We start from the raw sequence: 19,032 nt of genomic DNA, 5'->3' as shown, positions 1-19,032 counted from the left end.
CCTGAATAGGATCAGATCAGACCAGAAGAAATTGGTGGTGCCCATGACGCGGATCGAACGCGTGACCTCTCCCTTACCAAGGGAGTGCTCTACCACTGAGCCACATGGGCATCGACACAGGTTTGACGGCAAACCAACCAGCAAACCGGTATCGACGCTACAACCACCCAACACAACCAAGCACCCCACAACTGGAGCGGGAAACGGGAATCGAACCCGTGTCATTAGCTTGGAAGGCTAAGGTTCTACCATTGAACTACTCCCGCCCGGGAGTCTTGATCAATCCAACTCTTCTTCATCGCCTCGCTGGAATCGAGACCCGGATCACCGGCATCTCGACCCATCAAAACGTTCGCCTTGGTGGAGGAGGCTGGATTCGAACCAGCGTACGCGTTAGCGGGCAGATTTACAGTCTGCTGCCTTTAACCACTCGGCCACCCCTCCGAGGCGAGCCTGCGACTATAGCACAGCTTTTTTTGGCCGCAAAGACTTTTCAAGTCCAGCGACGCCAGCCCCTCGGCTCACAGCAGGAACGCACCACCCCACTCCTTCATCACTTATAGCCAATACCAGCCAAAACCCGAAAGCAATACCAATTAGCTACCAAGAAACAACATCAACACCCGTTTGCTGTCGCAAAAGCAACGACAAGCAGGGAAAACACGAGTCATGAAGTGGTAGCAAAGTGGCACTACACCGCCGTATAGTGGCATGGCATTGGTTGCACATTGATGTCCATCTGGGGCGCCAGACGCATGCCACTTCTCCATGGGTATGCATCGGGCTCCGCGTCTAAACAGGCCGATTCGTTGACGGCCATATCGAGGAGCAGTTTATGAAGAAGGTCCGACAGACCCCCATCGCGGCCGCCGTGTCGCTGACATTGCTGGGCGTGGCGTTTGCCGCCCAAGCCCAGCAGGCCGGACAAGCGGCTGCGAAGCCCGAGGCCAGCCAACTCGACCAGGTGGTGATCACCGGTATCCGCGCTTCGCTGGAAACCGCCGCCAACATCAAGAAGAACGCCACCGCCGTGGTGGATGCCGTGTCCGCCGAGGACGTGGGCAAGCTGCCGGACGCTGACGTCGGCCAGGCGCTGGGCCGCATTCCCGGCATCTCGGTGGGTCGCGCCTTCGGCCAAGGCGCTGCGGTTTCGATCCGCGGCACCGATCCGCAGATGACCTACACCACGCTGAACGGCCAGACCGTCGCGTCCACCGGCTGGTATGACCAGAACGACATCGACCGCTCGTTCAACTACTCGCTGCTGCCCGCCGAGTTGATCGGCGGCATGGAGGTCTACAAGTCTTCGCAGGCCAACCTGACCGAAGGCGGCATCGGCGGTACCGTGATCGTCAAGACCCGCAAGCCGCTGGATCTGAAGGCCAACACGGCCTTCGGCAGCGTGCGCTACGGCGACGGCACCATCAGCGACCCGGAGAAGGAGTTCTCCGGCCTGTACAGCTGGCGCAATGAGGCCCGCAGCTTCGGCGTGCTGGTTGCCGCCGGTCAATCCAAGGGCGACTACATCCGCCGTGGTGTCGAGGCCGACAGCCGCTGGAACAGCGATGTGGCCCCCACGGCCTTCGTTCAGGAACGCAAGCGCACCGCCTTCAACGTCGCTTTGCAGGCACGCCCGGTCGAAGGGTTGGAGCTAGGTCTGAACCTGCTGAAGATGGAGCTGGATGCAAACAGCTCCAATGCCAGCGATTACCTGATGCACGACCAGAACTGCGATAAGCGCAACACCGCAGTCACGTCGGCGGCCTTCAACCCCAACGGCATGTGCCTGCACAGCACAACCACGGCGGCCAAGCCCCTGGCCCACAAGTTCTTTCAAGTCTGGGCCCGCGGCGCCAGCATGGACTCGGACAGCGTAGTCGCCGATGCCCATTACACACTCGGCAACGCCAAGTTCGACCTCGTGATCGGCAGCACCAAGGCCAGCGGTGGCACCTCGGCCACCACCAACTATCAGACGGCCGCATTTGACGGGGCCGCCGGACCCTTCACTCGTCCGAACTGGCAGGGCACGATCGACGCCACCGGCAAGCAGATCCAGATCAACCCGAGCACCAACCAGTCCTGGGGCATCGGCGCCCTGCCGGCGCAGATGTCGCCGGAAACCTGGGCGACCTCGGCCGGCCCGAACAAAGACAAGGAGAAGTTCGGTCAGTTCGATGCCACCGTCGACCTGGACTGGGGCGTCATCACCACCTTCAAGACCGGCGTGCGTCTGGCGGACCACACCTTCGAGAAGCGCAGCTTCCGTCCGATCTGGAACGCCACCATCGCCCCGGTCAACACCTCCACCCTGTTCGATGGTTCCGTGAACGTTGGCGGTTGGACGGTGCCGCGCGCGGACATCGGTGCCATGCTGAGTAACACCAACAAGAATATCTCGGGCTGGGTCGAGGATCGCTCGGGCTATGGCGAGTTGAACGAGAAGAACCGCTCGGTCTACGGCATGTTCGAGTTCGACACCCAAGGCCTGCGCGGCAACTTCGGCCTGCGCTACATCTCCACCAGGGCCACCAGTACCGCCTACAAGTTCGACGGCGTTTCCCCGCCTGATCAGTACGCCGGCAACCAGAACTGGGCCAAGACCACGGTGTCGACGAAGTCGAGCTACAACGATGTGTTGCCGAGCGTGAACCTGGCCTTCGACCTGCGCAAGGATCTGGTGCTGCGCGCCACGGCCTCGCAAGCCATCACCCGCCCGAACTTCGCCAATATGTTCGGCGTGACGGTGTCGGGTTACAACGACGACCGCCGAGGCAATGAAACCTGGACTATCGGCAACATCGGCCTCAAGCCCATGAAGTCCAGCCAGGCCGACATCGGCCTGGAGTACTACTACGGCCGCGGCAATATGCTGTCCGCCACCTACTTCGTGAAGGACATCTCGAACTTCGTCGTCGCCAACGTCACGCCCAATCAAAAGGTCGGCCTGGTGGATCCCTTGACCGGTGTGGACAACTGGACGGTGCAGAGCTTCCAGAACTCCGGCGGCGGCAAGATCCGCGGCCTGGAATTGCAGGCCAGCCACGCCTTCGGCAACGGCTTCGGCGCGCTAGGCAACTACACCTTCACCGAGGGCAATGCCCCCGCTAGCAGCTACCTGGATCAGTTGGGCGTGTTCACCCAGTCCTCCAAGCACAATGTGAACCTGGTCGGCTACTACGAGAACGAGAGCTACTTCGGTCGCCTAGCCTACAACTGGCGCTCCAAGTACATGATCCGCGAAGGCGCTTTCTGGTATGGCAACCGCATGCATGACGCTTACGGCACGCTGGACGCCAGCCTGGGATGGAACATCACCAAGAACCTGAAGCTCTCCTTCGAGGCCATCAATCTGACCAAGGAAGATGATGTTCAGTACGGTGCCGCCGCCGCCTCCAACACCGGCATCAAGGACCCGCTGCGCGCCGGCTTCCCGGCCTGGAGCTTCAAGGGTGAAACCACCTTCAAGCTGGGCCTGAGCGCCAAGTTCTGACCGACGGATATTCGTCACCACAAAAGCCCGGCAGTCGCCGGGCTTTTTTTTATCTGCGCGCAGGCATGCAAAGTCACGCCGACGACACAAAGCAAAACGCGCGGCCAAGGGCCACGCGTTCTTCAGATCAGCGCCTGTCGACGGCGCTAGAAGTCGTAGAAGGTATTGAGGGTCAGCCGGCCCTGGCGCGGGTCGCTGCTCAGGCCTTGCCGCGGGTTGACGATGGCCGAATGCAGCAAGCTGCCCCGGTAGATCACCAAACGGTTGAAGCGCGCGGGCATCATGCCCAGCAGCTCGAAGCACTCGTTCGAGTCGGAGAAATAGCGCGGTGGCGCCGGTCGGCGCTCGGTCTCCGCGTAGATCATCTCGCCATAAGGCTCGCGCTGGTCGGCCGTGATCTGCTGCAGGCCACTGGCCTTGTGCCGGTAGAAGGCAGTGCCGCCATGTCGCTCATCGCAGAGGTAGAGCAGCACGGCCATGAAATGCGGCGTGCTGGCATCGAAATGGGGCACGCGCTGCAAGGGGCCCAGATCCTGCGGCGCCACCGTGGTCAGCGAGAAGGTGCACGGTGACTTGCGCAGCGCGAGTTCCTCCGGCACACCGAAGTTCAGCCGGATCAATGGGTCAAGCAATTCCGTCAGGTTTTCGCTATAGGCCGGCGGCACCGGCGCTCGCACGCCGGGATAGCCCTTGCGCTCATCCGCGCCCGCACAAGGCTCGAAGCGGGCCTGGGCGGCCGCCTCTACCAAAGCCTCGGGGTGCTCCAGAAAGTCATCGATGAAGACGACCTGGTGCTCGCCGACCCGCACCGAGCGGATGTCGGGCGGCATGCGAATCGAGTAGGGGTCATTCATGCTCGGGGCTCAGCGGCAACTACGAGAATTGGGAGACAGCCCATTGTCCCAGCCGGCGCAGCTTGCGGCAGCAACATCCGATCAAACCTTGATGTAGATCCGCTGCAGGTCCAGCAACCGCATCAACAGCCACCAGACGGCAACGAAGACCAGCGCGAAGGCCAGCGAGGCCGCCTCAGCGCCCAGCGCCGCGCCGACGGTCGGCAGCAGCCAGCCCTGATAGATGGCGGCCTGCCAACCCGGAGCGGCCAGCACCACACTCATCACCCAAGCGCCCGCATACGCCGTGATCGCATTGACCCCAAAGCTGCGCCCCAGCGCCGGCCAGCCGCGCTGGTCGATCAGGCGCTGGGCCAGCAGCAGGGTCAAGGTCGCGACGCCGCCGCTCCACAGCACGAAGCTGGGTGTCCACAGCTGCTTGTTCATCGGCTGCCACTGGCTCCACAGCCAGCCCGCCACGAGGCAGAGCAGACCGGTGGCCAACAGCGCCTTCGTGTGGCGTTCGCGCAGCCAGGCGCCGACGCGCAGGCCCAGCATGGTGGTGGCCAGCGCACCCAGGGTAGACAGCAGGCCCTCGGGCTCATGGGCCAGGCCCTCGCGCCATTCGTAGGCCAGAGGTCCCAGCAGCAGGCTGTCGACCCGGGCAGCGATATTGCCGGCCTTGTCCAGGCTGCCGCCGCTCAGCAGCAACAGCCCCCAGCCCAGCAGCAAGGCCAGCAGCAGACCCCATTGCTGGCGCGGCCGCAGAACCAAGGCCGCCAGCCCGGTCAGCGCAAAGCAGATCGCGATGCGCTGCAGCACGCCCATCAGGCGGAAGTGGGGTTTGTCCATCAGCCACCAGGCCAGCGCATGCAGGGCCAGGCCCAGCAGCAGGATGCGCAGCGCACGTACGAGCACCGCGCGGCGCAGCGGCGCGATGGCGACGCCTGCCTCGACCTTGGGACTTAGCGCCAGGCTCAGCGAGACGCCGACGATGAACAGGAAGAAGGGAAAGATCAGATCGGTCGGCGTGCAGCCATGCCAAGCCGCATGCTGCAGCGGCGCATAGACATGGCCCCAGTCACCGGGGTTGTTGACCAGCAGCATCGCGGCGACACACAGGCCGCGCAGCGCATCGACCGAGGCGTAGCGTTGATTCATCGACTGTTACGGACCGGGCTCAGAAATCGCAGCGGCTGTCCAGCGGCGGCTGGGCCGGCGGCACCTGGTCGACGCGGGCGGAGCCGGTCTGGCGCAGCGCCGCCACCTGCGCCGCCACCTCGGCCGGGCTCAGCCGCGCGTTGCGCGCATGAAAGACCCAGTCCACATCCTGCTCATAGACCCGCGGCGCGGCGCTGGCCGGCAGCAGGCCGCCGGGCGAGAACCACAGATTGAAGTTGATCGACATCGGCACCACCGGATAGTTGCGTCCGCTGTGCCGGGCCACCTGGCGGCCGTCGATGAAGAGGCGCACCTCGCCGTCCAGCACCTGCATCATCAGCGTGTGCCAGCCGTTGAGCGAGCCGCGCTCCTGGTGCGAACCGTTGAAGGCCTGCCAGGGCTCCAGCTTGACGGTCTGCCAGCTGATGCCGTAGATCCGGGTATCCGGGCTGCCCCAGCCGCCGTTGGGCAGGTACTCCCAATCGATCTCGCTGAACTCGGGATCAAAGTCGTGCTTCAGCGGGCTGACCACATAAAAGGTCTGGATCACCGGGTCGCCGTCGGCGCCGCTGCTGGGCGCATCGCGAAAGCGCAGCCGCGCCGCATACGTGCCCTCCAGATATTTGCGCGCATGGCACAGCTGCACCTGCTGCGTGCCCGGCCCCGTGCCATCGGTGGCGGCGCGCAGGCGCAGCAGGCGGTTGCCCTTGAGCTCGGCATCGTCCAACAGGCTCAGCGCGTCGCTGCGCCACTGCGCGCCCGGAATGCCGGGATGGCCGGCCTGGCTGCGCGGGGTCCAGCCGCCGCTACCCAGCTCGCCGCTGTGGCGGTAGCTGAAATCGTCAAAAAAAACCTGCGCAGGCGCTTGCGCCCGCGCAGGTTGACAAAGGCAAACGGTGGTCAGGGCGGCGGCCAGCGCCGCCGCGCGCAAAGCACTGGACATGTCGGTGTCTTTTCTTCAGCGGGTGGCAACAGGCTCGGCCGCGCCGGGCTCGACGGGCGCCGCCGCTCGCGCGGCCGGGATCTTGACGAAGAGCAGCAGCAGCAGGGCTGGCGCGCCGCAGGCAATGGTCCAGAGGAAGAAGCTCTGGTAGCCCATGGCCAGCTGGATGTCGCCGCTGATGGTCTTGGAGAAGATGAAGCCCAGCTGCATCACACCGCTGCCCAAGGCGTAATGCGCGGTCTGGAACTTGCCCGGGGCGACGACCTGCATGATGTAGAGAATCATGCCGACGAAGCCGAAGCCGTAGCCCATCATCTCCACCGCAATGGCGGCACCGACATGGAACATGTCCTGCGGCAGGGTCAGGCTCAGGTAGTAGAAGGTCACATTCGGCACGGCCATCGCGATGATCAGGATGGGCATCGCGCGCTTGAGGCTCAGCCAGGAGGTGAAGTAGCCGCCCAGGATGCTGCCGACCAGAAAGGCCGCCGTGCCCACCGTGCCATAGACACCGCCGACCTGCTCGGTGCTCAGGCCCAGGCCGCCCTTGTCGCGCGCCTCGATCAGGAACAACGGGCCTATGGTCTGCACCTGCCCCTCGGCGAAGCGGAACAGCACGATGAACAGCACCATCAACCAGATGCCCGGCTTGCTCAGGAAATCGGCGATCACCTCGCGCAGCGTGCGCCAGACGCTGGCGGCCGTCAGCTCGGCATGGCCGGTATTCAGCGTGCCGGGCAGCGCATAGGCGTTGTAGGCCGCCAGCAGGGCCAGCAGCACCGCCAGCAGCGCAAAGATCACCGACCAGGCGTTCATCACGCCCATGCTGCGCTCCAGCTGGCCGGCCAGCACCAGCAGTCCGCCCAGGGTCAGGAACTTGGAGGCATTGAAGAACGCACCCTGCCAGCCGGCATAGGCGGCCTGCTGCCTGGCATCGAGGCTGGCCATATAGAGGCCGTCGCAGGCAATGTCATGGGTGGCCGAGGCATAGGCCAGCACGAACAGCACCGCGATGCTGGCCGCAAACCACATCGGCAGTTGCAGCGCCAGCGCCATCAGCGCCAGACCCGCTGCACCGGTGAACTGCATCGCGACGACGATCAGCTTCTTGCTGCGCGCCAGCTCCAGGAACGGACTCCACAGCGGCTTGATCGCCCAGGCCAGGCCCAGCAAGCCGGTCCAGCGCGCGATCTGGTCATTGGCCACGCCCATGTTCTTGAACATCAGGCCGGCGATCAGCATCACGACGAAGAACTGCATGCCCTGCACAAAGTACAGCGTGGGCACCCAGCGGATCGGGGAAGCGAGGGGGGAGCGTGGCGGGGTCATGGCGTCCTCAGTTCAGAGTCACGGGCGAGCGCGCCGCCGCCGGGCTGTGGCCCTGCAGCCAGTCGCGCAGCGCGGCCAGCGCGCCATCGGCATAGCCCCAGGTGATGACCGTCGGTGCGGCCACATCGAGCGCCTGGAACGGGTTCCACAGCACCAGGTGCAGGTCCGGCCGCCACTGGCCCGCCTGCTCGCCGTAGCGGGCCCGGTGGGTCGAGGCGACGATGGTGCGGCGGCCGTCGGCCGGCACATCGGCCCAGGCCAGCGCGGCGATGTCATCCAGCGCGACGAAGTCCACATCGCCGAAACCGTCGAACAGTGCCCGCACCTGCGCGCCGGTCGGACCCGCCTCGGAGACGCCGTCGGTCGGCACGCTGTCCTGCACATAGACACGCAGCCGCTCGCTGCGTGCCGGCGCCTGCGCGCCGCGCAGCGCCGTCAGCCCGGCCGCCCAGGCCTGGCGCATCAGCGCGTCATCGCCGTCGCGCTGCGCGCCGCGGTAGTCGTCATGCACCACCGGGTAGGCGCGGGCCAGCGCGTCCAGGCGCGCGGCGGCGCGCTCGCCCTGGGCCTGCGTCAGCTCGCCGCTGGCAAAGGCCGCTTGCAAGGCCGCGATAGACTGGCCCTGCTCCTCCAGCGAGCCTTGGGCCAGGATCATGTCGGCGCCGGCGTTGATCGCCAGCACCGCCGCGCGCGCATAGCCATAGCGCTCGGCAATGGCCTTCATCATCAGCGCGTCGGTGATGACCACGCCCTCGTAGCCCAGCTCCTCGCGCAGGATGCTGCCCAGCACCTTCTTCGACAGCGTGGCCGGATAGTCGGGATCGATCTGCGGATAGACGATATGGGCCGTCATCACCGAGGGTGCGAGCTCGCGCAAGGCCTTGAAGGGCCGCAGCTCCAGCGCGTCCAGCTCGGCGCGGCTCTTGTCCACCGTCGGCAGGTCCAGGTGCGAGTCGACATGGGTGTCGCCATGGCCGGGGAAGTGCTTGATGCAGCAGGCCACGCCGGCGGCCAGCGAGCCGCGCATCCAGGCCCCGGCCAGACGGGTCACCTCGTCGGCGGTCTCGGCAAAGCTGCGCTCGGCGATCACCGGATTGGCCGGGTTGTTGTTGATGTCGGTGACCGGCGCGAAATTCCAGTTCACGCCGATGCCGCGCAGGCCGCGGGCCACGGCGGCGCCGACCCGCTCGGTCAAGGCCTCGTCGCCGGCCGCACCCAGCGCCATCGCCGAGGGCGGCTGCGGCAGGAAGGTCGCGCGCACCACCGAGCCACCCTCCTGGTCGAGGCCGATCAGGGCTTCGGGGCCCATCACCTCGCGCAGATCGCGGGTCAGCTGGCGCACCTCGGCCTCGCTGCCCAGATTCTTGCGGAACAGGCAGACCGCGCGGATATGGTGCTCGCGCAGAAAAGCGGCCGTGGCCGCGTCCAGGGACTTGCCCTGGATATCGACCATCACCAGACGGCCGGGCTGGAAAGCAGGGGTGGCGCTCATGATCAATGCGTCTTCGTGACCTTGGCCAGATGGCGCGGCTGGTCGGGGTTGAGCCCGCGCGCGCGCGCCAGCGCTTCCACCATCGGGTAGAAGCTCTGCACCGCGGCGATCGGGTCCAGGTCCTCGTTGCCGGTGCAGGCCAGTTCCAGCTCGGCACCGGGCGTGCCGGCCGGGGCTGCCAGCAGCACGCGCGCGCCACGGCCGCGCATCTCCTCGGCCAGCGCGATCAGGCCGGCCTGGGCCGGGCCTCGCGGCGCGAACACCAAGAGCGGATAGCCTTCTTCGACCAGGGCCATGGGCCCGTGCTTGACCTCGGCACCCGAGAAGGCCTCGGCCTGGATGCCGCAGGTCTCCTTGAACTTCAGCGCCGCCTCCATCGCGATCGCCAGGCCGGTGCCGCGGCCGATCACGAACAGCTTGTCGGCATCCTTCAAGGCCTCGACCGCCACATCCCAGCGCAGCGCGGCCGCCTTCTCCAGCGCCTGCGGCAGGGTCTGCAGCGCGGCGGCCAGGTCTTCGTCCGCTTGCCAGGCCGCGACGACGCGAGCACCGGCCACCAGCTGGGCGATATAGCTCTTGGTCGCGGCGACGCTCTGCTCCGGGCCGGCATGCAGGCCGAACACATGCTGGGCGGCGGCCGCCAGCGGCGAGCCCTCGGCGTTCACAAAGGCCACGGTGCGGGCCCCGCCGGCGCTGAAGAATTTCGTCGGCGCCACCAGGTCCGGGCTCTGGCCGGACTGCGAGAAGGCCAGCGAGACCAGGCCCTTGCACTCGATCTTGCTCTGGTACAGCGTGATCAGCGACATCGGCAGCGAGGTCACCAGCCGGCCCAGCCGCGCCATCATCAGATAGGCCATGTAGTGGGCCGCATGGTCGGAGCTGCCGCGGGCCACCGTCAGCAGGCTGGTCGGCGGGCTGGCGCGCAGCGCCTCGCCAAGCGCCGCATAGGCATTCTGGTCGGCGGCCAGCTGGCGCGCCACGGCGGCAGGCGCGCTCAGCGCTTCCTCAAGCATTCGCGATGTCAATCTCTTCCCCTTCAACAAGCACACGCTGCAACTGCAGATCCCGGTCCATCACCACCAAATCGGCCCAGGCGCCGACGGCCAGGCGGCCGCGTTCGTCCAGGCCCATGTAATCGGCCGCATGGGTGGAGACGCGGCGCGAGGCGTCCGCGATCTCCAGCCCCAGCCCCACCAGATTGCGCAGCGCCTGGTCCAGCGTCAGCGTGCTGCCCGCCAGCGTGCCGTCGGGCAGGCGCACGCCGCCCATGCACTTGCGCACCCTGTGGCTGCCCAGGCTGTACTCGCCATCGGGCATGCCGGCCGCAGCGGTCGAATCGCTGACGCAGAACAGGCAGGGAATGGCGCGCAGCGCCACCTTGATCGCGCCCGGATGCACATGCAGCAGGTCGGGAATAATTTCCGAATACTGCGCATGGGCCAGCGCCGCGCCCACCATGCCCGGCTCGCGGTGGTGCAGGCCGGTCATCGCGTTGAACAGATGGGTGAAGCCGCCGGCGCCATGCGCCAGCGCGGCCACGCCGTCCTCGTAAGTGCCCAGCGTGTGGCCGATCTGCACCTGGAATCCGGCCGCACGCAGCGCGCTGATCAGATCCAGATTGCCGGGCAGCTCGGGCGCCAGCGTGATCAGCCGGATCGGGGCCAGCGCATGCAGTGCCTGGATCTCCTCGATGCTGGCGGGCTTGGCGAAGTCGGGCTGGGCGCCGAGCTTGCCGGGGTTGATGTAAGGGCCTTCCAGATGCACGCCCAGCACCCGGGCGCTGCCGCTCGCGCGCTCGCGGCAGACCGGACCCAGCGCGCTCAGCGCCGTGCGGATATCCCCCATCGGCGCCGTCATCGTCGTCGCCAGCAGCGCGGTCGTGCCGTGGCGTGCGTGCATGCGGGCGATCGCCAGCGCGGCGTCGCCGCCTTCCATCGTGTCGCGCCCGCCACCGCCATGCACATGCACATCGATGAAACCCGGCAGCACGATGGGCAGCGCCCGGCCCTGGCGCACCTCGGATTCGCTGACCGGCTCGCCGCTGATGGCCGCGATGCGGCCGTCCCGCTGGGTCAGCGTGCCGCGCACAAAGCCCTGCGGCGTCAGGACATAGCCCTCGATGGTCTGGCCCAAACTCATCCCCGCCTCAGCCCTCACGCCGCATCTCGGCGACGAAGTCGTAGTAATCGCTGCGGCAGTAGGAGTGCGTCAGCTCCACCGCCTGGCCCGACTCCAGAAAACCCACCCGCGTGATGAACAGCACCGCCTGCCCCACCGGCACTTCCAGCAGCTCGGCCAGCTTGGGCTCGGCATTGATGGCGCGGATGTGCTGCAGCGCACGCACCGGCGCGCCGCCATGCTGGGCCAGATGGGCGTACAGCGAGGCCTCGACGGCCTGCGGATCCGGCAGCACCGCCTCGGGCAGCACGCTGACCTCGTAAGCCATCACCACCGTGTCGGCCAGGCGCAGGCGCTCCAGGCGCGAGACCCGCTCGCCGGTGGTCAGACCCAGACTCAGCTGCTCATCGGGCGCGGCCAGCGAGAAGCTGCGCGTCAGCCAGCGCGAGCTGGGCTTGAAGCCGCGCTGGTGCAGCTCTTCCGAGAAACTGGTCAGGCGCGACAGCGGCTGCTCCAGCTTGGGCGCGATGTAGTTGCCCGAGCCGCGCTTGCGGATGATCAGCCCCTGCTCGACGAGACGGTCGATGGCCTTGCGGGCCGTGACGCGCGAGAGATCCAGTGATTCGGACAGCACCCGCTCCGAGGGCAGGGCCTCGTCGGCGTGGTACTGGCCGTCGCGGATCGCCTGGGCCAGCTTCTGGGCCAGCTGCATATACAGCGGCGAGGCGGCCTGCGGATCGGGTTTGAATTGAAAGGGCAGCTTGGCGGCGCTTGACATGATTTTCTTAGGACCCCATCTCGGTTAAGGCGCCGCGAACCAGCAGCAGCGCGCCCGCGGCCGAATCGCCCTGGGGCGCGACGCAGCGGGCTCGTATCGACTCGGAAAAAAGCGGCGCCAGGCGCAGCGCCACGCTGCCGCACAGCGCCAGCGGCAACTGCCCTTGCGGGTCGAGCGCCAAGGCCAGACGCTCCAGTTCGGCCACGGCCTCGTTGACAAAGCCCTGGGCAACCGGATCGTGCGCCGCGTTCTCGAACACCAGCGGCGCCAGTCGCGCGTGGCCATGCTGGGCGGCGCTGGCGCACCAGGCCAGCAGGGTTTCGCGGTCGCTACCGGCAAAAGCCCAGACCGCGCGGGCCAGCGGCCCGGCCGGCACCCGGCCGTCCAGCGCCTGCTGGGCATGGCGCATCGCCTTCAGCCCCAGCCAGGCACCGCTGCCCTCGTCGCCGTTGATCCAGCCCCAGCCGCTGCTCATCACGCGCGAACCATCGGCACGCAAGGCCTCGCCCACCGAACCGGTGCCGGCCGCGACCACCGCGCCCGGCGCGCCGCCATGGGCACCCAGCACCGTGGTGTAGCCGTCGTTGTCCAGCACCACATGGGCATAGCCGGGCTGGATGCGCATGAAAGCCTGGGCCTGCTCGACCACGGTGGCCCCCGACAGCCCCAGACCGATGGCACACTCGGCCAGGTTCAGCGAGTCCAGGCCCGCCTGCCGGCAAGCCGCCTGCAGGGCTTGTTGGATATGATGCCAAGCCTGCTCGGCCCCCTGCCCCAAGGCCGAGGGCCCGGCCTCACCCTGACCCAGCGGGCGACCATCCAGATCGGCCAGCCGCAGACGGGTGCCGGTGCCACCGCCATCGACGCCCACCAGGTAGCGTATGGTCTTGATATGGCTGGGAGTGAGCGCATCGAGCGCGCGTTCGAGGACCGTTCTCATGTTAATACCAGTCTAGTACCAGAGATACCGGTACGTCAATTGGTATTCCACTGATTTACCCTCAGTGACGCGGGTTCTGCCTTAATCTCGGGTTAATACCAATAAGGCACCAAATCAGGGTTATTCCGGTAAACGCCACTCCAGCGCCCGTCCCTGCTCGGCCAGCCACTGGGCGGCTCGCGAGAAATGACCGCAGCCGATGAAGGGCAGCGGCGGCCGTGTCGCCGACAGCGGCGAGGGATGGTTGGACTGCAGGATCAGATGCTGGGGACCGGCCGCCGCGATCAGCATCGCCTTAGCCTGGGCGTGCGCGCCCCAGAGCATGAAGACCTTGGGTGCAGCATCGGCCGCCGCGGCCCGGATCAGCGCATCGGTCAGCGCCTCCCAGCCCCGTTTGGCATGGCTGGCCGGCGCGCCGTCCTCGACCGTCAGGCAGGTGTTGAGCAGCAGCACGCCGCGCTCGGCCCAGGTGGCAAGATGGCCATGGGCCGGCGGCGTCAGGCCCAGATCGCGCTGCAACTCCTTGTAGATATTGCGCAGGCTGGGCGGCAGTTTCTTGAGACCGCGCGGCACCGAGAAGGACAGGCCCTCGGCCTGCCCCGGGCCGTGGTACGGGTCCTGACCCAGGATCACGACCTTGACCTGGTCCAGCGGGGTCAGCTGCAGCGCGCGATAGGGCTCGGGCGGATAGATCGTCGCACCGGCAGCGCGGCGCTGGGCCAGATAGGCCTCCAGGCCCTGGCCGGCCGGGCTGGCGCGCCAGGCCTCGACGATGGGCGCCCAGCCGCCAGAGACCGCGTCGGCACTCACGCGAACAGCTCGGCCAGCGCCGCGCCGGGATCGGGCGCGCGCATAAAGGCCTCGCCGACCAGGAAGGCATTGACCTGGGCCGCGCGCATGGTCCGCACATCGGCCGGGCCGAGGATGCCGCTCTCGGTGACCAGCAGACGATCGGCCGGCACGTTCTTCAGCAGGCCCAGGGTCGTGTCCAGCGTGACCTCGAAGCTGCGCAGATTGCGGTTGTTGATGCCGACCAGCGGTGTCTTCAGCCGCAGCGCGCGGTCCAGCTCGGCGCCGTCGTGCACCTCGACCAGCACCGCCAGGCCCAGGCTTTGCGCGCAGGCCTCCAGATCGGCCATCTGCGCGTCTTCCAGGCAGGCGGCGATCAGCAGGATGCAATCGGCCCCCATCGCGCGGGCCTCATAGACCTGGTACTCGTCGACCATGAAGTCCTTGCGCAGCACCGGCAGCGCGCAGGCAGCGCGGGCCTGCTGCAGATAGGCCGGCGCGCCCTGGAAGAACTGCGCATCGGTCAGCACGCTGAGACAGGCCGCACCATGCCGCTCATAGCTGACCGCGATCTCGGCGGGCCGGAAGTCGGCGCGAATCACGCCCTTGCTAGGGCTGGCCTTCTTGATCTCAGCGATCACTGCACTGTGGCCCGCGGCGATCCTGGCGCGCAGCGCGGCCTCGAAATCGCGCAGGCCGCCGAGCTGCTCGGCCTCGCGCCGCACGGCGGCCAGCGGCAGCGCGGCGCGCGCCGCCTTGATCTCCTCGTGCTTGACCGCAACGATGCGCTTTAGGATGTCGTCCATCTCGATCTTTCTCTCTCTCAAGCCTTGCCCAGCGACTGGGTCGCCGCGACGAACTGTTCCAGCTTGGCCTTGGCAGCACCGGACGCGATCGCGGCACGGGCCTTGGCAATGCCGTCGGCAATCGATTCGGCGACATTGGCCGCATACAGCGTCGCACCGGCATTCAGGATCACGATATCGCGCGCCGGCCCTTCGACATTCTCCAGCGCCCCCATCAGCATCACGCGCGACTCCTCGGGACCGGCGACCTTGAGGCTGCGGTTGCTCACCATGGCCAGGCCGAAGTCCTCCGGATGGATCTCGTACTCGCGCACCTCGCCGTTCTTCAGCTCGCCGACCAGGGTGGCCGCGCCCAGCGAGATCTCGTCCATGCCGTCCTTGCCGTAGACCACCACCGCATGCTCGGCGCCCAGGCGCTGCATCACGCGCACCTGGATACCGACCAGATCGGGGTGGAACACGCCCATCAGGATGTTCTTCGCATCGGCCGGATTGGTCAGCGGCCCCAGGATGTTGAAGATGGTGCGCACACCCAGCTCGCGCCGCACCGGCGCGATGTTCTTCATCGCCGGGTGGTGGTTCGGCGCGAACATGAATCCGATGCCGGTCTGCCTGACGCTCTCGGCCACCTGGGCCGGGCTCAGCATGATGTTGGCGCCCAGCACTTCCAGCACATCGGCGCTGCCGGTCTTGCTGGAGACGCTGCGGTTGCCATGCTTGGCGATCTGTGCGCCGGCCGCGGCCGCGACGAACATCGAGCAGGTGCTGATATTGAAGGTGTGGGCGCCGTCGCCGCCGGTACCGACGACATCGACCAGATGCGGGCTTGGCGGCACCGGCACCTTGTTGCTCAGCTCGCGCATCACCTGCGCGGCCGCGGTGATCTCGCCGATGGTTTCCTTCTTGACGCGCAGGCCGGTCAGCAGCGCGGCCGAGATCACCGGCGACATCTCGCCGGCCATGATGCGGCGCATCAGGGTCAGCATCTCGTCATGGAAGATCTCGCGGTGCTCGATGACGCGGGTCAGGGCTTCGTTGTCGGTAATGGGCATGTGGGTCGCTCCTGCAGATCTCAATACGGGCCGGCCGCGGCGCGGGCCGCTGGGGCCGGCGCCCGGCCACCGGCGGCGAAGAACTCGCGCACGGCGGCCACGGTGCGGCGGATGCCCTCGGCATCGACATCCAGATGGGTCACGAAGCGCAGGCCGATCAGGCCGGTGGCCAGGATGCCCTGCGCCTTCAGATGGGCCAGCAGATCGGCGCCGCGTCCGTCCGCCACATCGGCAAACACGATATTGGTGTCCACCGGGCGCACGCTCAGGCCCTCGATGCCAGCGAGCCCCTCGGCCAGGCTGGCGGCCAGCGCGTGGTCCTCGCGCAGGCGCAGCACATGGTGGTCCAGCGCATGGTTGGCTGCGGCCGCCAGCAGGCCGACCTGGCGCATGCCGCCGCCAACCATCTTGCGCACCCGCATCGCCCGCGCAATCAGCGCGGCCGAGCCGCACAGCATCGAGCCCACCGGTGCGCCCAGGCCCTTGCTGAAGCAGACCGAGACACTGTCGAAATGCGCGGTGATGCGCGCGAGCGCGGCGAACACATCGCCACCCTCCCCGGCATCGGCCACCGCCGCATTGAACACCCGCGCCCCGTCCAGATGGCAGCTCAGGCCGTGACGGCGCACCAGGGCCGTGGCCTCGGCCAGATAGGCGTGCGGCATGACCTGGCCGTTCCAGGTGTTCTCCAGGCACAGCAGGCGGCTGCGCGCAAAGTGAGGATCGTTCGGCTTGATGGCCGCCGCGATGTCGGCCAGATCCATCCGGCCGCGACCATCCTGGCTCAGCGGCTGGGGCTGGATGCTGCCCAGCACGGCCGCGCCACCACCTTCATAGCGGTAGGTGTGGGCCAGCTGGCCGACGATGTACTCGTCGCCGCGCTCGCAATGGGCCAGCATCGCGCACAGATTGCTCTGCGTGCCCGAGGGCATGAACAGCGCCGCCTCCATGCCGGTCAGCGCGGCCATGCGGGCCTGCAGGGCCAGCACCGTCGGGTCGTCGCCGAAGACGTCGTCGCCCACCTCGGCACGCGCGATCGCCTCGCGCATGGCGGCCGTGGGCCGGGTGACGGTGTCGCTTCTGAGGTCGACGATGGCGCTCATAAGGCTCGCTCCAGGAAGTTCTTCAGCATCGCATGACCGTGCTCGGACAGGATGGACTCGGGATGGAACTGCACGCCTTCGAGCGGCGTGGCCGTGCCGGCCAGCTCGCGGTGGCGCACGCCCATGATCTCGCCATCCTCGCTGCGCGCGCTGATCTCCAGCACCGCCGGCATCGTGGCCTCCTCGATCACCAGCGAGTGGTAGCGGATCACCGAGAAGTCCTGCGGCAGGCCCTTGAACACGCCCTTGCGATCCGTGCTGATCGTGCTGGCCTTGCCATGCATCTGGGTCCTGGCGCGGATGATCCTGCCGCCCAGCGCCGCACCGATGCTTTGATGGCCCAGGCAGACACCCAGGATGGGCAGCTTGCCGGTGAAGTGCTGGATCGCCTCCACACAGACGCCCGCCTCGGCCGGCGAGCAGGGGCCGGGCGAGAACACCAGCTGATCGGGCTTCAGCGCCGCGATCTCGGCGACACTGATCTCGTCGTTGCGCACGACCTTCACATCCGCGCCGAGTTCGCCGAAATACTGCACCAGATTGAAGGTGAAGCTGTCGTAGTTGTCGATCATCAGCAGCATGTCAGGACTCCCGCAGGGCCGTCCCAAGGGAGGCCTGAGCCCCCTCGGGGGGCAGTGAACGAATGTGAACGTGGGGGCTCATCAAAAACCCTCCTCAACCAGTTCAGCCGCGCGAATCAGCGCGCGCGCCTTCGCCTCGGTTTCCTTCCATTCCAGCTCGGGCACCGAGTCGGCCACGATGCCGGCGGCGGCGGCCACATACAGGGTCTGGTCCTGCACGATGCCGGTGCGGATCGCAATCGCCAGGTCCATATCGCCGGCAAAGCTCAGATAGCCGCAGGCGCCGCCATAGATGCCGCGCTTGACCGGCTCGAGTTCGTCGATGATCTGCATCGCGCGGATCTTGGGTGCGCCGCTCAAGGTGCCGGCCGGGAAGGCGGCGCGGAACACATCCATATTGCTCAAGCCCTCGCGCAGCGTGCCCTCGACATTCGAGACGATGTGCATCACATGCGAGTAGCGCTCCACCGCGAAGGCATCGCTCAGCTTGACGGAGCCGGTCTTGGCGATGCGGCCGATGTCGTTGCGCGCCAGGTCGATCAGCATCAGGTGCTCGGCACGCTCCTTGGGGTCGGCCTTCAGCTCCACTTCCAGCGCCGCATCGAGCTCGGGCGTCGCGCCGCGAGGGCGGGTGCCGGCCAGCGGGCGGATCGTGATCTGCTGGCCCTCGGGTGTGCGCTCGTGTCGCACCAGGATCTCCGGCGAGGCGCCGACGATCTGGAAGTCACCCATATCGTAGAAGTACATATAGGGGCTGGGGTTCAGCGAACGCAACGCGCGGTACAGGCTCAGCGGCGACTCGGTGTAGCGCTTGCGCAGGCGCTGGCCGAACACGATCTGCATGCAGTCGCCGGCCGCGATGTAGTCCTTGGCCTTGAGCACGCCGGCCTCGAAATCGGCGCGTGCGAACTCGCGCTCGACCGGGTGCGACTGGCCGCGCTTGACCTGGGGCGCCGAGACGCTGTAAGTCAGCTTGTCGCGCAGATCGCTCAGGCGCTTCTTGGCGCGGAAATAGGCTTCGGGCTGGGAGGGGTCGGCGTAGACGATCAGGTAGAGCCGGCCCGACAGGTTGTCGATGACGGCCAACTCCTCGCACTGCAAGAGCATCACATCGGGCGTGTCCAGGCCGCCGCTCTTCTGTGTCTTGGCGAGCTTGGGCTCGATATAGCGCACCGCGTCATAGCCGAAGTAGCCGGCCAGACCACCGCAAAAGCGCGGCATGCCGGGCCGCAACGCAACCTTGAAGCGCTGCTGGTAGGCCTCGATGAAGTCCAGCGGATTGCCCTCGTGCGTCTCTATCACCGCACCGTCGCGCAGCACCTCGGTACGCAGCCCCTGGCTCTTCAGCACGGTGCGGGCCGGCAGACCGATGAAGGAGTAGCGGCCGAAGCGCTCGCCGCCGACGACGGACTCCAGCAGAAAGCTGTGCCGTCCGTTGCCGGCACCGGCGCACAACTTCAGATACAGCGACAGCGGGGTTTCAAGATCCGCAAAAGCCTCGCTGAGCAGCGGGATGCGGTTATAGCCCTGGGCGGCCAGGCTCTGGAATTCGAGTTCGGTAATCATCACGTACCTTGATGCAGGGCGGCCCCGCGCTCGAAGGCGACGCAGGCA

The 19,032-nt window shown here is 67.0% G+C and carries 16 protein-coding genes and 3 tRNA genes; 1 reads left to right on the top strand and 18 read right to left on the bottom strand.

From position 1 onward, the window contains the following. Nucleotides 1-35: 35 nt before the first annotated feature. From O5M90_RS20275 to O5M90_RS20265, 3 genes are all read right to left on the bottom strand, one after another. Nucleotides 36-110, bottom strand: a tRNA-Thr gene (locus O5M90_RS20275). Between the two features lie 82 nt (nucleotides 111-192). Further along, a tRNA-Gly gene (locus O5M90_RS20270) sits at nucleotides 193-266 on the bottom strand. Between the two features lie 92 nt (nucleotides 267-358). Then, nucleotides 359-444, bottom strand: a tRNA-Tyr gene (locus O5M90_RS20265). Between the two features lie 391 nt (nucleotides 445-835). On the opposite strand from O5M90_RS20265, the gene O5M90_RS20260 reads away from it, so the two are divergent. Continuing rightward, a complete protein-coding gene (locus tag O5M90_RS20260; protein WP_269838273.1) occupies nucleotides 836-3,493 on the top strand; it encodes a TonB-dependent receptor in 2,658 nt (885 codons plus the stop codon). Between the two features lie 146 nt (nucleotides 3,494-3,639). Here the strand turns inward: O5M90_RS20260 and O5M90_RS20255 are convergent, their stop codons facing one another. From O5M90_RS20255 to trpE, 15 genes are all read right to left on the bottom strand, one after another. Beyond that, entirely contained in the window at nucleotides 3,640-4,347 is a 708-nt protein-coding gene (locus O5M90_RS20255) for a DUF6445 family protein (protein ID WP_269838274.1), read from the bottom strand. Nucleotides 4,348-4,428: 81 nt separating this feature from the next. Next, nucleotides 4,429-5,487 carry an acyltransferase family protein gene (locus tag O5M90_RS20250; protein WP_269838275.1) on the bottom strand — a complete coding sequence of 353 codons (1,059 nt, stop codon included), beginning with the start codon at nucleotides 5,485-5,487 and terminating at the stop codon, nucleotides 4,429-4,431. Nucleotides 5,488-5,506: 19 nt separating this feature from the next. Then, nucleotides 5,507-6,430 carry a glycoside hydrolase family 16 protein gene (locus tag O5M90_RS20245; RefSeq protein WP_440402299.1) on the bottom strand — a complete coding sequence of 308 codons (924 nt, stop codon included), beginning with the start codon at nucleotides 6,428-6,430 and terminating at the stop codon, nucleotides 5,507-5,509. A 15-nt stretch (nucleotides 6,431-6,445) separates the two neighbouring features. Continuing rightward, nucleotides 6,446-7,759 (bottom strand): MFS transporter, encoded by a 1,314-nt coding sequence (locus O5M90_RS20240; RefSeq protein WP_440402297.1) that lies wholly within the window; start codon nucleotides 7,757-7,759, stop codon nucleotides 6,446-6,448. Nucleotides 7,760-7,766: 7 nt separating this feature from the next. Beyond that, a complete protein-coding gene (nagZ, locus tag O5M90_RS20235) occupies nucleotides 7,767-9,251 on the bottom strand; it encodes a beta-N-acetylhexosaminidase (protein WP_269838278.1) in 1,485 nt (494 codons plus the stop codon). Nucleotides 9,252-9,253: 2 nt separating this feature from the next. Further along, nucleotides 9,254-10,264 carry an SIS domain-containing protein gene (locus O5M90_RS20230; RefSeq protein WP_269838279.1) on the bottom strand — a complete coding sequence of 337 codons (1,011 nt, stop codon included), beginning with the start codon at nucleotides 10,262-10,264 and terminating at the stop codon, nucleotides 9,254-9,256. Beyond that, the gene (gene nagA, locus O5M90_RS20225; RefSeq protein ID WP_269838280.1) at nucleotides 10,257-11,390 is read right to left on the bottom strand and encodes an N-acetylglucosamine-6-phosphate deacetylase; all 1,134 of its coding nucleotides are present in this window, start codon (nucleotides 11,388-11,390) and stop codon (nucleotides 10,257-10,259) included. The genes O5M90_RS20230 and nagA overlap by 8 nt, the downstream gene beginning before the upstream one ends. A 7-nt stretch (nucleotides 11,391-11,397) precedes the next feature. Then, nucleotides 11,398-12,147, bottom strand: a complete 750-nt coding sequence (locus O5M90_RS20220; protein WP_137942916.1) for a GntR family transcriptional regulator — start codon at nucleotides 12,145-12,147, stop codon at nucleotides 11,398-11,400. A 7-nt stretch (nucleotides 12,148-12,154) separates the two neighbouring features. Beyond that, nucleotides 12,155-13,087 carry a BadF/BadG/BcrA/BcrD ATPase family protein gene (locus O5M90_RS20215; protein ID WP_269838281.1) on the bottom strand — a complete coding sequence of 311 codons (933 nt, stop codon included), beginning with the start codon at nucleotides 13,085-13,087 and terminating at the stop codon, nucleotides 12,155-12,157. Between the two features lie 120 nt (nucleotides 13,088-13,207). Further along, nucleotides 13,208-13,897 carry a uracil-DNA glycosylase gene (locus tag O5M90_RS20210; RefSeq protein ID WP_269838282.1) on the bottom strand — a complete coding sequence of 230 codons (690 nt, stop codon included), beginning with the start codon at nucleotides 13,895-13,897 and terminating at the stop codon, nucleotides 13,208-13,210. Next, nucleotides 13,894-14,682 carry an indole-3-glycerol phosphate synthase TrpC gene (gene trpC / locus O5M90_RS20205; RefSeq protein WP_262971616.1) on the bottom strand — a complete coding sequence of 263 codons (789 nt, stop codon included), beginning with the start codon at nucleotides 14,680-14,682 and terminating at the stop codon, nucleotides 13,894-13,896. The genes O5M90_RS20210 and trpC overlap by 4 nt, the downstream gene beginning before the upstream one ends. A 17-nt stretch (nucleotides 14,683-14,699) precedes the next feature. Continuing rightward, entirely contained in the window at nucleotides 14,700-15,734 is a 1,035-nt protein-coding gene (gene trpD / locus O5M90_RS20200; RefSeq protein WP_269838283.1) for an anthranilate phosphoribosyltransferase, read from the bottom strand. 20 nt (nucleotides 15,735-15,754) lie between these two features. Beyond that, entirely contained in the window at nucleotides 15,755-16,837 is a 1,083-nt protein-coding gene (gene ltaE, locus O5M90_RS20195; RefSeq protein WP_269838284.1) for a low-specificity L-threonine aldolase, read from the bottom strand. After that, nucleotides 16,834-17,418: an aminodeoxychorismate/anthranilate synthase component II gene (locus tag O5M90_RS20190; protein ID WP_269838285.1), complete on the bottom strand. Its 585-nt coding sequence runs from the start codon at nucleotides 17,416-17,418 to the stop codon at nucleotides 16,834-16,836. The genes ltaE and O5M90_RS20190 overlap by 4 nt, the downstream gene beginning before the upstream one ends. An 81-nt stretch (nucleotides 17,419-17,499) precedes the next feature. Further along, nucleotides 17,500-18,984, bottom strand: coding sequence for an anthranilate synthase component I (gene trpE / locus O5M90_RS20185; protein ID WP_137942909.1), 1,485 nt, complete (start codon nucleotides 18,982-18,984; stop codon nucleotides 17,500-17,502). Nucleotides 18,985-19,032 lie beyond the last annotated feature (48 nt).

Source organism: Paucibacter sp. M5-1 (genome assembly GCF_027498415.2).
Classification (GTDB): Bacteria; Pseudomonadota; Gammaproteobacteria; order Burkholderiales; family Burkholderiaceae_C; genus Roseateles_E.
Note: the sequence above shows the minus strand (reverse complement) of the source record. Positions and strands in the feature narration are given on the sequence as shown.